Annotated in this window: 8 protein-coding genes; 7 read left to right on the forward strand and 1 reads right to left on the reverse strand. The window is 43.7% G+C overall.

What is annotated here, in order from left to right; all coding sequences use genetic code 11:
* Positions 1 to 25 precede the first annotated feature (25 nt).
* The 3 genes from QGN29_RS05655 (at position 26) to QGN29_RS05665 (ending at position 4,834) form a co-directional block, all read left to right on the forward strand.
* Positions 26 to 1,462, forward strand: a complete 1,437-nt coding sequence (locus QGN29_RS05655; protein ID WP_310799721.1) for an aldehyde dehydrogenase family protein — start codon at positions 26 to 28, stop codon at positions 1,460 to 1,462.
* A 233-nt stretch (positions 1,463 to 1,695) separates the two neighbouring features.
* Entirely contained in the window at positions 1,696 to 3,318 is a 1,623-nt protein-coding gene (locus tag QGN29_RS05660; protein WP_310799722.1) for an N-acyl-D-amino-acid deacylase family protein, read from the forward strand.
* A 787-nt stretch (positions 3,319 to 4,105) separates the two neighbouring features.
* Positions 4,106 to 4,834, forward strand: a complete 729-nt coding sequence (locus tag QGN29_RS05665) for a hypothetical protein (protein WP_310799723.1) — start codon at positions 4,106 to 4,108, stop codon at positions 4,832 to 4,834.
* 22 nt (positions 4,835 to 4,856) lie between these two features.
* Here the strand turns inward: QGN29_RS05665 and QGN29_RS05670 are convergent, their stop codons facing one another.
* Entirely contained in the window at positions 4,857 to 6,281 is a 1,425-nt protein-coding gene (locus tag QGN29_RS05670) for an alpha/beta hydrolase family protein (protein WP_310799724.1), read from the reverse strand.
* Between the two features lie 424 nt (positions 6,282 to 6,705).
* On the opposite strand from QGN29_RS05670, the gene QGN29_RS05675 reads away from it, so the two are divergent.
* From QGN29_RS05675 to QGN29_RS05690, 4 genes are all read left to right on the forward strand, one after another.
* Positions 6,706 to 8,487 carry an SLC13 family permease gene (locus QGN29_RS05675; RefSeq protein ID WP_310799725.1) on the forward strand — a complete coding sequence of 594 codons (1,782 nt, stop codon included), beginning with the start codon at positions 6,706 to 6,708 and terminating at the stop codon, positions 8,485 to 8,487.
* 89 nt (positions 8,488 to 8,576) lie between these two features.
* A complete protein-coding gene (locus QGN29_RS05680; RefSeq protein ID WP_310799726.1) occupies positions 8,577 to 9,329 on the forward strand; it encodes a FadR/GntR family transcriptional regulator in 753 nt (250 codons plus the stop codon).
* Positions 9,330 to 9,587: 258 nt separating this feature from the next.
* Entirely contained in the window at positions 9,588 to 12,650 is a 3,063-nt protein-coding gene (locus QGN29_RS05685) for a TonB-dependent receptor (protein WP_310799727.1), read from the forward strand.
* A 104-nt stretch (positions 12,651 to 12,754) separates the two neighbouring features.
* A complete protein-coding gene (locus QGN29_RS05690; RefSeq protein ID WP_375164684.1) occupies positions 12,755 to 15,016 on the forward strand; it encodes a polysaccharide lyase 6 family protein in 2,262 nt (753 codons plus the stop codon).

Raw genomic sequence — 15,016 nt, forward strand, 5'->3', positions numbered from 1 at the left:
ATTATGAATAAGAGAAGGAAATCCTATGAAACAATATCATAATTATATCAATGGCGACTGGATAGAAGCTATTGATAGTCAAGCCAACATTAACCCCTCAGATTTAGGGGACACACTCGGTCACTATGCGAGAGCGGATCAAAAGCAGACGCAAGAGGCGATTGACTGTGCGCACCATGCCTTTCAGAGTTGGTCAATGTCATCTATTCAAACAAGGTTCAACTGTCTAGATATGATAGGATCCGAAATTCTTGCACGAAAGGAAGAGCTTGGCTCTCTTTTGGCGAGGGAAGAAGGAAAACCAATAGCTGAGGCGACGGGGGAGGTTATTCGGGCAGGGCAGATTTTTAAATTCTATGCCGGCGAAGCTTTGAGACTGCAGGGCGAGCATCTCCCTTCAGTTCGGCCGAATATCAGTGTAGAGGTCAATCGATCCCCTCTTGGTGTTGTGGGTATTATTACCCCTTGGAATTTCCCTATTGCTATTCCTGCTTGGAAGATTGCACCGGCTCTTGCTTATGGAAATACAGTTGTTTTTAAACCGGCAGAACTGACACCCGGTTCCGCTTGGGCTCTAGCAGAGATTATTTCTAGGTCCGGTTTACCAGAAGGGGTTTTCAACCTAGTAATGGGAGCCGGTACTACAGTGGGTCAAACTTTTATTAATTCCCCAAAAGTAGCTGGAATTACATTTACAGGGTCGCAGTCTACAGGGGGAAGAGTGGCACAGGCTTGTGTGTCTCGGGGCGCTAAGTTTCAATTGGAAATGGGGGGCAAGAACCCCTTAGTTGTTCTGAAGGACAGTAATTTAACCACAGCAGTAGAGTATGCGTTGAACGGCGCCTATTTTTCTACAGGGCAGCGCTGTACAGCATCGTCGCGCTTGATCATTGAGGATGCCATACATGATCAATTTGTTGATGCATTGACAGAAAAACTGACAGCCCTGAAAGTTGGGAATGCTCTTGATAAAACGACCCAATTAGGTCCCGTCGCAAGCCAAAGCCAGTTGGATCAAAATATGAAATATATTGCCATCGGCCAAGACGAAGGGGCTACTGAACATGTAAGGGGAGGCTGCTTAGATCTGGCCACTCCAGGGCATTATATGTCTCCCTCTTTGTTTATTGAAACGGATAATAAAGCGCGGATTAATCAAGAGGAAATTTTCGGTCCAATTGCAACAACTATTCGAGTGGCTGATTTAGAGGAAGCGATTGCGACCGCGAATGATACGCCTTTTGGTTTATCAGCTGGAATTTGTACAGCTTCTCTTTCATCCGCTACGAAATTTAAGACTGAGTGTGAAGCTGGGATGGTAATGATCAATTTACCCACAGCTGGGGTTGATTATCATGTTCCTTTTGGAGGGACAAAACAGTCAAGCTATGGGTCAAGAGAACAGGGGCGTTATGCAGCTGAATTTTATACCTCTGTGAAAACAGCCTATATCGGAACATAAGAATTTAGGAGAAGAGCTCGAAATTGTTCGACCTTTTAAGGTCAGACACTCTCCTGAATATCAAGGGCCAAGCACTCCTTCTGCTTGGTCCTTTTTTATTTGAACTGCCTTCGACGTCGACCTCTCGATACAGGAGTTCGCAAACAAGTGACTCCATGATATACTCTTTAGAATACTATGTTCTGCTCAATATTTTAAGACGATACTTAACGTGATATATGGAGGCCAAGCCTATGAATCTTCTCACTAAATTTTTTTCACTTTCATTGGGCGCTCTGTTAGCTTCTAACTTTTCACCTTCAGCCTTTGTAGCGCAGAAGAGCGAGGCCCCTGCTGTTCATCTCGATCAACTTTTTGTGGGAGGATTAGTGTATGATGGTAGTGGACAAGCACCCCGAAAAGCAGATGTAGGCCTTAAGGGGGATACAATTGTTTTTATCGGTCAGTCCCAAGAGCTCTCCTTTTCAGCAAAAAAAATCATTGATATTAGGGGGCAATGGATTGCCCCAGGTTTTATTGATATGCATAGCCATGCCAATTTAGAGACGGATTACGGCCATAAAGCACTGCCTTTTTTGTATCAAGGGATTACCACCACTGTTGTCGGTGTCGATGGCTTTGGCACTCATAAAATTTCAGAAAGAATGAAAAGTTGGGAGGACCGAGGTCTAGGGATCAATGCGCTGGCCTATGTGGGGCATGGCTCTATACGTCAAACTGTGATGGGAAAGGAAAATCGCAAGCCTAATCAGAAAGAGCTTGAGCAGATGATCACTCTGGTAAACGCCGGTATGGAAGAAGGAGCTTTCGGCCTTTCAACAGGGCTCTTTTATGTCCCTGGAACTTATGCCGGAACGCAGGAAGTGATTGCGCTGGCAAAAGCTGCTGCTGCTTTTGAAGGGGCTCTTTATGATACTCATGATCGAGATTTAGGTGCTGTCTATAAAGGTGTTGGTTACGATGCGTCTGTGAGAGAGGGTATAGAGATCATCGAATCTGCTGGCATACGGGGTATTTTTAGCCACTTTAACCTACAGGGCCTGCACAATTACGGCAGAGGGGATGTGGGGGCAGGGTATATTAATGAAGCCAGAAAACGTGGGGTTGATGTATGGGCTGCTCAACATCCTTATACAGCAACTCAAAGTCGCCTTAGTGCCTATACTATTCCAAGTTGGGCTGCAGCCGGTGGACAAGAGGCAATGAATGCTCGATTTGATAATGCAGGCCAGTCTGCGAGAATACTTTCAGTAACCAATGAGATGCTGCAAATTCGGGGGGGTGCAGAAAAAATCTTATTCACAGATCCGCGACCAAGTTTGAGTGGTAAAACCCTAGCCGCAGTCGCCGCTGACCTAGAAATCTCCCCAGCTTATGCTGCGCAACATATTTTGCGAAAAGGGGAAGCCTATGTGATGAATTTGGACCTCTACGATGCCAATAATACACAGCGCCTTGCTATGGAGCCGTGGATGATGACATGCACTGACGGCGCAACACCGCGGCCAGATCAAGAAAAAACACATCCAAGGGCTTATGGAGCGTTTCCTATGAAGTATCGTCTTTTCTTCAGAGAACAATCCTTACTGACACCAGAATTTTTAATTCGGAGCTTTTCAGGCTTGGCTGCGGATTTTTTAGGGTTGAAGGCAAGGGGGTATATCCGGGAGGGGTATAAGGCAGATCTTGTGATTTTTAATCCGGAACAATATCGAGACTTGGCAACCTATGAAAATCCCAAACTCTTCAGCCAAGGGATGCAGCATGTTTTAGTGAATGGCATTTATGCAATCTTTGAGGGACATATGACTGGCAATTTGGCAGGCCGCCCTTTAAGGCGTTCAGGGTCCAATTAAGGCGGTTCTGCCCCTTATGTCGGCGCGCCTTTGGCAAGGCTTTCTGATTAAAGGGTGCTCTTAGATTTTCGACTGTCCAGAGTTCTCCCAATATCTACTGCGAGAATAACCAGACCTGCTGGCCTGCTTATTAGAGTATGCTTTCATAATTGCCCCCATACGGGGCCCAACTTTTTTGAAAATGGTCCTATGGAAATTGTGTCACATTCTATTCATTTTAATTTTGAGTAGTAATCATTTGTATTCTAAATATATTTATGATAGATAGGCGTCAATGGCCCCAGACATCAGGGCTTTAGTGTAATTTAGTAAATTTTGATGTCAAAATTTAAAACGGTCTGCCAATTGAAAAGTGCGGCAGAAGACCAATGACCTTCTCAACAAAACTGAAATTTAAAGTCAGCCTTTGGCTGATTAAATTCTATGCCTGCCTATTAACTAAAGTCGCTTCTATCGAAGAAAAAACCAACCCCTGATGCCTGTAAGGACGGTCTGAAAGCTATGTATACTCTATAGATTAGGGCGGCTGTGTCATAAAGTGTCACCGTATAAGTATTGCTAAAATGATTTGTGCACTGTCTTAGGTCTAACCGTGCAGCATGACTGTTTTTGATCAGCCAAGAAGAACCAAAAAATCTATCGTATTCGAAACATCATGTTGAATAACTTGATTTTTACCGCGTACCTATAGTTTTGCCTTTTGCTTTTTGTGTCTTAAGGCTTTGTTATTGGAATAGGGTGATAGTCTGTGTACACTCTCTGTATCTTGAAGAAGGGGAGGGGTATCATGAGTGAATTAGATAGAAAATATTCTGAATTAGAAAGTTTTTCCTTAGCGTCCGAGTTAGCCAAAAGTTGCAGAGATCATGCGGGGCTCGCTATTATGATTTCCTATGCGTTGATCACTTTGACGGGACTACTTTACCTCCAAACTTTCTATAGTATTAAATTTGATATAGCAATCCTGGCCTTTGTAACCATTGAGGATGTTTTATTGGCTGGAGTTAGAGAACCTCTGATCGTCGGCGTCTTTTTTGCCGTTGTGGTATTTCAACTCATCTCAGATATGGCCATCAGATGGCAAGCAAAAACAATGAAGGGCATGTTGACTAAAGAGTCGGACACAATTGGGCAAAGAGTGATCAAAAGCCTTCTGTGGGTCCCTAAAAAAGGGATTTCGATTATTTTCGGCTATTTTGTTTTTCTCATTGTTTTCAATCTGCTGATTTATAAATTTGCGCTTCATAAGGCAGACGAAATCTTACGCGGTGAAAGCAGCAATGAAGTAGAGATCACACTCGATGGATCAGAAAAGCAGACATTTATTTTGCTAGGGGCTGTTAATCAATATGTTGCGGTTTATGATCAAGGCAGCAAAAAAGCTATCCTCTATAATCACGAGGCCATCATAGAAATACAAAATCGGGCTAAGTCAAGGGACATGCCGCTTGAAAAGATCCCTGAGACTGAGACCAAAGCGCCCAAAAAGCCAAAAAGAGAGGGTGAGAATGATTGACCTCTCTTTTTGATTATGGGGTCTAGGGAGTCTGGTTGATCCATTGTACAATCAGTTCTAGAACGCGCGGCGCCATCGTTTCTTTGATGGAGGCATATTCATTCATCAATCCAGTATCTGCCGTTTGAAACAGGTGATTAACACCTTCAATTTCTTTGATCACACTCATGCTATGAACGTTTTTTGACAGGGCGAGTTTGATCGCCTTTAAATTTTCACTTGATCGCATTTGTGTATCTTTAGAGCCGTGCAAAGCCAGAACTGGAATGGTTAATTTATTGAGGGTTTCCTGAGGATCATAACCAAGAAAATATTTTGTCCAAGGCAACATAAGTTGTTGCAGGCGTCCCGCAGAAAGGCTGCCGCCCCCTAGCCTCGTGAGGGTCTTTTGAGTGTCTGAATTAAAAGAAGCCCATGTTGATTGATAGCTCTTTTTGAGAGCGTCAGACAAGGTAGCACGGTCGTCATGGGTGAGTACTGTATGATTAAGCGCAGCAGTCATACGACTACCTTTGTCCGCAGACTTTTCAGAGACACCGCTATAGCGGAGGAAGCGTCTAACTTGTTCAACTGCAATTTCATCGCCCTTAAGTCCAGGGCCTGCAAGCATGACCACAAAGGATACATCCTCATTTGAATTAGCGACAAGGGGGGCAATTAAACCGCCTTCGCTGTGCCCTATTAAGCCAATAGACTGGATAGGTAAATCCGATTTTTCCTTTAAGAAAGCTACAGCCGCTGATGTATCAGAGGCGAAATCAAGACTCGTCGCTTTGTAGAATTCTCCTTCAGATTTCCCTACGCCTCTGTCGTCAACTCTGAGGACGATAATCCCATTTCTTGCAAGATGGTCTGCGAGAACTTTGAAGGTTTTATGGCCCATAAAAGATTGATCCCGGTCTTGAGGGCCAGAGCCTGTGATGAGGACCACTGCTTTTTTCAATGCCGATATCTTCGGGATTGAGAGAGTGCCAGCAAGGCGATTGGAGGTGGTTGTATTTTTAAAGAATACTTCTGTCTCATCATAGGGCAACGGCAAAGGACCTGCCTGAGGTGCGGGCGCCGGATCCTTAGTATATCTTTCGAGGATCAAGGGAAATTTTTGGCCAGCCTGCACCCAGTGACCAGAGAGCATTCCTTCGATTAAGTGCCCTTCAAAATAGGCGCTGGCCACTGTAATTGTCATTTTTAGTCTCGCACCTTGGATAGAAAGGTCAGATACGGGGAGGTCAGTTACACCTTGCCGAGGGCTATCCATTGTGGCTTTGAGTGTGTCGCCTGTACCGGGTGAGATATGAAAGAGAATAGGGATTTTTTGAGATCCAACCGTTAGCTCTCCTCTCCAATCGCCCGTAAAGTGAGGGGGCTTTTCTTGTGCGGCAGCTATAGGGGTTATGTGCATACCAATGAGGAAGGTCAGGAGTATTCTCTTCAAAGACCGTATCATGGGCACTTCCCTTTTACTTGAATATCGCTAATGTTTCTTTGGCAGGCCTTTTGGTGGGAGACATGGCTGAATGTCCATAAGCCTATTAGGGTTATAAAAAAGGCTTCTCTCATGTAGCTTTCTCGAAATAAGAAAGTCAGACCGAGGATCATGACGGCCCAAAGTATATTTTGTTTTACTGTCGCTTTATTAGGTTGCTTATCGTGCATTTCTTATCCTTTCGCATTATAGTTGGGTTAGTGGGAGGCATTTTAGATTTCTTACATATTTTTATTGTTGCAACGAAAGAAGCTGATCGACAGGGGTGGGTATAGGCCGCATAAGATTCTTGATAAAATCAAGGAAAAAGCTCAGAGCAGAATATCACTGCAGGATCGGTTAGATCTATGATATCGTTGACTATAACCAAGAGAAAGCTGGGCCAATGACAACCGACCAAATAATCTTTTTTCTAATATTAGGATGTGTATTTCTGTTATTTGTATGGGGGCGGTGGCGCTATGATTTTATTGCCTTCGGCGCTTTGCTAGCCTCGGTTTTTGCGGGATTAGTCTCATCAGAAATAGCCTTCAGTGGTTTCTCTCATCCTGCTGTGATTACAGTTGCGTCCGTGCTTATTATCAGTCGTGGAATTGCGGTTTCTGGGGCAATTGACCGCATTGCCCACATCGTAGTGCCCCCTGTAAAAAGTCTGGCGCTTCAAATTGGCTGTATGTCCGGGTTCGCGGCACTGTTATCTGCTATCATGAATAATGTAGCAGCCTTAGCCCTGCTGATGCCAGCCACAATCGAGAGTGCAAAAAACGCAAAGAGATCGCCAGCCCTTTTGCTCATGCCGCTTTCCTTTGGATCGATCCTTGGGGGATTGATTACTTTGATTGGCACGCCGCCTAACATTGTCATTGGAAGCTATCGTCAAGATGCCTTGGGTGAACCTTTTTCTATGTTTGACTTTGCCCCTGTAGGCGGGGTGATTGCCCTTGTTGGTGTGATATACCTAGCTCTTATTGGCTGGCGCCTTCTTCCAAAGGAAAGGCAGTCTAATGCAGTGACGGATGAACTTTTTGATATTGATAATTATACCAGTGAGGTTGTCGTCAAAGGAGACTCTGCAGTCATCGGGATGAAGCTTTCAGAGTTTTCAAGGTTGGCAAAAGAACAAGATGTCATTGTGGTAGACTTTGTGCGCAATCATCAACCTTTAGGTCTCAGAAAATCTGCCACTTTGATCAAGGAAAAAGATTGTTTGATCGTCGTGGCAACACCAAAGGATTTGGATGGGTTTACCAACAAAAATTCACTAGAATTGAAAGGTCAGGACGAAGAAGGAAAAGGCATATTTAGTGTGAGCGATGCCATGATGATGGAGGCAGTCATTTCATCAGATAGCCGTTTAATCGGACGTGAAAGCGGCGATATTCGCCTTAAATCACGCTATGGTCTCAATCTTCTCGGAGTCTCTCGACAAGGGAAAACCATCAGAAAACGCTTGCATAAAGTGATTTTCCAAGCGGGCGATATTTTGCTTTTGCAAGGAGATGACTGTATGCCCGATGCCCTGGCCAAGTTTAAGCTATTACCTTTGGAATCGCGTGATATTCAGATTGGTAAAAGAAGTCATGCTTGGCTTGCTATAGGTCTGTTGGCTTTTGCTTTGATACTAACAGCAACAGGAACTTTTGGCCTCACCATTTGTTTGGCCATTGCTGCCTTTGGTATGGTGGCGACATCCATTGTGCCTCTAAGGGATGTATACGATTCTATTGACTGGCCTGTCCTTGTGCTTGTGGGGGCGATGATTCCCATCGGAGGGGCCCTTGAAACAACCGGTTCTACAACATTGATTACAGACTTTATATTAAGCGTCTCTGAGGGGTATTCTCCCGTCATTGTTTTGCTGCTGCTCTTTATTATTACGATGACATTGTCTGATATTATGAATAATGTGGCGACAGCTGTGATGATGGCGCCCATCGGAGTCGCTTTAGCAACAGCACTGGATGTCAATCCTGATACTTTTCTGATGGCTGTAGCCGTTTCTTCATCCTGTGCATTCCTTACACCCATTGGGCATAAGAATAATGCCCTTGTCATGGGGCCTGGGGGGTATGAATTTGGAGATTACTGGCGCGTGGGCTTACCCTTAGAAGTCATTATAACCTGTGTGGCGATCCCCATGATTTTACTCGTTTGGCCACTCACATAGGAATATTGATCTCTGGAAAAATTCTTCTTGCGTGGTAAACCAATTTGGTATATCGCTTATTGAAGTGGTTTACCAATTGGGGAGTAAGTATGACAGAAAAACGATTATATCAAAAAATTGCTGATGCAATTTTGTCCTTGATTGAGGAGCGTAAATTAACGCCAGGTAGTCGCTTGCCAGGGGAGCGGGAACTTGCGGAGCAATTTGGGGTGAGTCGTGTGATCATTCGTGAAGCTGAGATTGCTCTCGAAACCAGAGGATATATTGAAGTCCGGACGGGATCAGGGGCCTATGTTATAGAGCAAAATGGCAAGGGACAGGCAGAATATTTACCAGAGGTCAGTCCCTTCGAGCTTACAGAAGCGCGAACTCTTTTTGAAGGAGAGGCTGCTGCACTGGCTGCTCCTATCATATCCGAAGAAGATCTTAATAAATTAGAGGCCTCTATCTTCGCAATGTCAGAGGAACAGCCACATAATGGACTATCAGGAGATGAGGCAGATCGTGAATTTCACATGACGATTGCACGTGCCTCTAAAAACCCAGCTGTGATTCATATGGTTGAATTACTGTGGAAGTTACGTGCCAAAGGGCGTGCAACTCAGTCTGTTTATAAACGGGTATGCGAGGAAGATACGGCTTACCGTGAATCAGAGCATGAACACATTCTTCAGGCTTTGAGAGAACGGGACCCGATGAAGGCTCGGGCGGCGATGCGCCAGCATTTTAATCGATTATTAGACGCCATGCTTGTTGCGACTGAGCAAGAGGCCGTTGAGAAAATTAAAGAGCAAGTGTCTGCCAGTAGAGAGCGCTTTACCATTGCCAGAAACCTTGGTTAAAGAGCTGAAAATCGGTAAAAAAATTGGCCAAACTGGAGAATATCTTCTGGTTTGGCCATTTTTTTTAAAAAACAAAAACACGTAAATAACTGTAATATATACACAATACCAAATTGGTATACCAATATAGCAAATAAAGTAAGTCATTGGTCAACATTATGGTTGACTATTATTGTTATATTGGTTAGTCCTGATAAGCCGAAATGATTAGGAGGGAAGTCCAATTCAAATTCGGTTAGGAACACAGGGAGGGAAGTTATGCTTTCTACAAAAAATAAGTTTGCGCATGGACAAGCTTTCAAGGGGAGATCCCTTAAAACAATTTTAATGGCTGGCGTTGCCATGCCGGTCCTATCACTTTCAGCTTTGGCTCAAGACGATGACAAAGAGCAAGTTGAAGAAATTGAAGTAACCGGTACACGGGCAACTATTCGCTCTTCTATTGATGTAAAAAGAAATTCAACATCAATCGTTGAAGCGCTCAGCTCTAAAGATATCGGTGATATTCCAGCCCTTTCAATTGGTGAAGCGCTTGAAACACTAACCAGTGCTGCTTCACACCGTGAGCAAGGCGGCGCAACAGAGATTTCTATTCGTGGTTTAGGGCCGTATCTTGGTTCAACCATAATTAATGGTCGTGAAGCGGCGAACGGTTCTGGTGACAGATCTGTTAACTTTAGCCAATTTCCATCTGAACTTTTCAGCAAGCTTGCCATCTACAAAAGTATGGAAGCGCGGTTGATTGAAGGCGGTGTTTCTGGCCAGATCCAATTGGATACTTTGAAGCCGCTTGAATACGGTAAGCGCCGTATACAGGCTGACTATAAGCTTAATTATAATCCAGATAATTTCAATATTGACGAAGACTTACGGTCACGTGATTTCGGTCATCGTTTGACTTTGAGTTATGTTGATCAGTTTGAATTAAACGGTTTGGGTGATGTTGGTATTTCACTTGGTTTCCAAAAAAATACAAGCACAAACCCAGAGCAAGAAGCACGAACATCTAGTGGTTTCCGCGATTGTCGTAATGTTGTTTCAGGGGATCCTGACAGTGATAATTTTGGTGTAGATAGCCTTGGTGATCGTGATCAGAATTGTGATTCAGGGGGCGGTGATCTTGTGCTTGAGGTTGATCCAGAAACAGGTGTGGCACCAGATGCAGGTACACCGTTTCTTTTCACATCTAGTCAGCGTCACTTCCGTCAAAACATCACTGACGATGATCGTAAATCTGTTTTTGCTGCCCTTCAGTGGCGACCAGATGATCGTTGGGATATCAATGTGGATTTCCAATATTCTGACCGTAATTTTTCAGAGCGTCGCCATGACCTCACTATTGATGGTAACTCTATCTTAAACGTTGGAGAGACAGGCGAGGTCGTTCCTCTAAATGTAACATCTCTTGGCGCGCCTATTGGATTTACAACATATGATGGAGCTGAAATTTCAGCACAGTATGCTGAGCGTTTGGAAGAATATATTGGGGGTGGCCTTAGTATTGCTTATCAAGTCAACGATCAGTTGAACGTATCTCTTGATTACTCTTATACAAAAACTGAGCGTCGTGAGAATATTATCCAAACTCGTCTGCGTTCAAATACAGATAGTGATACGGGTTCAGAAGATGTCTACACAGGTGTGATTGTTGAAAATGACGTGCACCGCTTCATCTTCCGTGACTTTGACGTGACAGACCCGAACAGCTTTATCGTTGGACCAAGAACACGGGAAGACCTTAATCAGTTCAGAAATAACAGCATTGAAGGTCTAAGAGCTGATTTTGAATATGAGCTTGGTGATACCTTCATTACAAGTGTCTATGGTGGTGTTCGTTTTTCTGAATTGAAATATGACGCGCTTCCACGTGTACGTCGTGAGACAGATGGCAATCCTCTTGCTGTAGGCGATAGCTATGCTGCGAGTGCTGCTTGTATTTATAATGGTTTCCCAGAATCAGGTTTCTTGTCTTCTGTGAGTGATGGCCCGATCATCACAAACGTTGATGCTGACGGTAATGAAATTGCAAGTGGCACAGGTAATGGCTATGTTGCATTTGATCCAATGTGTCTTGCAACAGCTATTCTTGGTCGTGATCCAAGTATTCCTGATGCCGATGATGTTTTCCTTGATCGTGATGTCATGGGAACAGGGAATAATCCTCTGCAAATTACAGACGTAGAAGAGAAATCTATGGCGGCTTATTTGCAGGCGAATTTCCAAACCAACTTTGGGGATATTCCTGCTCGCGGTAACTTTGGCGTGCGTGTCGTTCAGACTGAAGTGAACTCTTCTGGTTACCGTGGTTCTATCGTTCTTGATCGTGATGACGATAATATCATCACAGGTCTCGGCGTAGATAACAGTGCGCTAGTATCAATAACGGATACTCATAAATATACACGCTTCCTCCCAAGCGCAAATCTTGTTCTTGATTTGAGAGATGATGTATTGATGCGCTTTGGGGTCTTCCAAGCAATGTCACGTCCTGATCCTTCAGACCTTGGCGTTGGTCGTTCATTCAGCTCAAGCATTGATAACGACAATGGTTCAACAGAAGTTGCTGATGTTGTTGCTCAGGTTTCTGGTTATGGTAACCCGCAACTTGATCCTCTGATGTCTTTGAACTTTGATATTGCTCTTGAGTGGTACCCAAATGAGGATACGATCCTTGCTGGTGGTATTTATCACAAACGCTTCAATGGTGGGTTCAAAAATGTTGGTCAGTTAGAGACATTTAACATTGACGGCCAAGATCTAACGGCGATTGTAACAACGCAAGCTTTGGACGATGAGAAGAGTGAGATTACAGGGTTTGAAGTTACTGCAGCTCATAGTTTCAGTTACCTTCCAGGTGCTCTTTCAGGTCTGGGCGTTAAGCTAAGTTATAACTATGCAGACTCTAACTTTGAGTTTGAAGATGCGAACTTTGGTGCTGCTGATATTATCAGAAGCGACGGATCAGTCGTTCAGCGTGTTGGTATTACTGCTCCTGCAAATGTTCCTGGACTATCAAAGCATGTGTTTGCCGGCCAGCTTTATTACAATATCGGTGACTTTGATTTCCAAGCTGTTTATAAATATCGTAGTGAATATTTCCAGCAGTACATTAACACACCGGGTAATCTCCGTTACGTTGCGGGCACTGGTGTTGTCGAGGCGCGTGCTTCTTATAACATTAGAGACAATGTTAGATTGTCTGTTGAAGCAGTGAACCTCTTCGATAAGCCAAAGATTCAGTCGAACCCGATCCCAGAGAATTTCTCTGAGGTGAATGTTTACGGCCCTAGAATCTATGTTGGTCTTCGCGCCAAATTCTAAGAGATAGATCTAAGTATTGAGTAACACAAGATTGGGGCTGGTATGAAATCCGTGCCAGCCCATTTTCCTAGTCCACATTAGTAAGAGCAGGTATGATTTCGATGATGAACCTCCTAAAATATATATCCTTCATAATCGTGATGATCACTGTACTTTCGCCTTCGGCTTATTCGAAAGACTATTTAGTTACTTCGAAAAAAGAATATAATAAGGTGTCAAAATCCGTAAAAGCTGGGGATGTCATTCGTCTAAGAGATGGCATATGGAAAGATTTTGATATTCGCCTTGAGGCCAAGGGAACAAAAGATAAGCCAATTGTCCTCACCGCTGAAACAAAAGGGGGGGTCATTCTTGTTGGTCAAAGTTCCTTGCGCTTCGCTGGGGAATATCTTCACATTTCAGGCCTTGTCTTCAAAGATGGATATACACCACGCTCCTCTGTGATTGAGTATCGGATCAATAAAGATCGATTGGCAAATAATAGCCGCGTGAGCGAAGTAGTCATCGATTCTTATAATAACCCAGAACGTTATGAAACGGATTTTTGGGTGATGATGTATGGGAAAAATAATCGCTTTGACCATAATCATTTGATTGGAAAGCGTAATAAAGGGGTGACGATGGCAGTGCGTCTTAATAGTGCAGCAAGTCAAGAAAATCACCACCGTATTGATCATAATTATTTTGGGCCACGGCCAATCTTAGGCTCTAATGGCGGTGAAACACTGAGGATCGGGACCAGTCATTACTCTTTATCTAATTCCTTCACAGTTGTAGAGAATAACTATTTCGATCGTACAAACGGGGAGCTCGAGATTATCTCCGTAAAGGCTGGTAAGAATATCATCCGAAATAATACATTTTTTGAAGCCCGCGGCACATTAACATTGCGCCATGGCAATGGTAATCTTCTTGAGGGCAATATATTCCTTGGAAACGGTAAAGATCACACGGGCGGTCTTCGCGTTATTAATGCGGATCATATTGTGCGTAATAACTATATGGAGGGGCTTAAGGGCTATCGTTTTGGCGGGGCACTCGTCGTTATGAACGGTGTACCCAACTCACCGATCAATCGCTACCACCAAGTGAAAAATACCATTATTGAAAATAACACATTGGTGAATAGCGATCATATTCAGCTGGCAGCCGGCAGCGATAAAGAGCGTTCAGCGGTGCCTGTGGGGTCTAAGTTTCAAGACAATCTTATCTATAATGAAGATAAGCGGAATAGCTTTACGGTCTATGATGATATTTCGGGCATTGATTTTGAAAGTAATCTAATAAAAAAAGGGACGCCGAATGAAATTGGTGAAGGATTCAAGTCTGTCAACTTAACTTTAAAACGCGCCAGCAATGGGTTGCTCTATCCAAAAGAGACAAGCAAGGGTGTTTCGTCGTCCTTAAAAGTGACACATAAGGATGCTACAGGTGTTACATGGTATTCAAAGCCATCAGAAACATCGCCTTTTGATACAGGAAAAACCTACGACGTCCACCCAGGTGAAGACACCCTTTATGACGCTGTACAGAGTGCTAAAGCAGGGGATATTCTCTATCTGAATCCGGGTACTTATACGGCAACAAAGCTCATTGCTCTTTCTAAGCCGCTAACAATTCGTTCTAAAGTGCCTGTGGAAAATCCTGAAGAGTCAAAAGTTAAAATTTTGTTTGAACGCACAGCTCTATTTGAAATTGCAGATGGGGGTTCTCTTAAATTATATGGCCTCTTAATCTCTGGAGAGGATGCTCCTGACAGTGTCGGCAATGCTGTTATTCGGACGAGCAAATATTCCATGCTTCAAAATTATCATTTGATAATTAAAAACAGCCACTTCGTAAATCTCGACAAAAATAGATCTTTTGATCTTTTGAAAGTTGCGCCTGGTACAATGGCTGATCAAATATCTATAGAAAATACTTATGTGGATACGGTGTCAGGCACTATCCTAAAGTTAGATCAAGAACGAGATGATTACGGCCGTTATAACGCTGAATATGTAGACATTAGCGGCTCTCGTTTTACTAATATTCAGGGGCCACTCATCTCGTTTTATCGGGGTGGGACAGATGAAAGTACCTTTGGTCCTCATTTCTCACTCAGAACTTCCCTCCTGGGCAAGGTTGGTCGAGGCAAAAAGAATGGTCTTAATGCATCGATCTTCCTCCACGGTGTGCAAGTGTCGCGGATTGCAAATACTGTCTTCAAAGACAGTCAGGTCATCCGTGTCGAACACACCGTGGGAGAGCCCGTCACTCAGATTGTGGGCAACAAGTTTCAACGAACTTCTGGTCCTACGGTTTCAGAATTATACAGCCTAAAGAAAAACACAGCTGTGATAAAAGATAACGAGGAAAGTCAGTAA

Source organism: Temperatibacter marinus, from assembly GCF_031598375.1.
In the GTDB taxonomy this organism is placed as follows: domain Bacteria; phylum Pseudomonadota; class Alphaproteobacteria; order Sphingomonadales; family Kordiimonadaceae; genus Temperatibacter; species Temperatibacter marinus.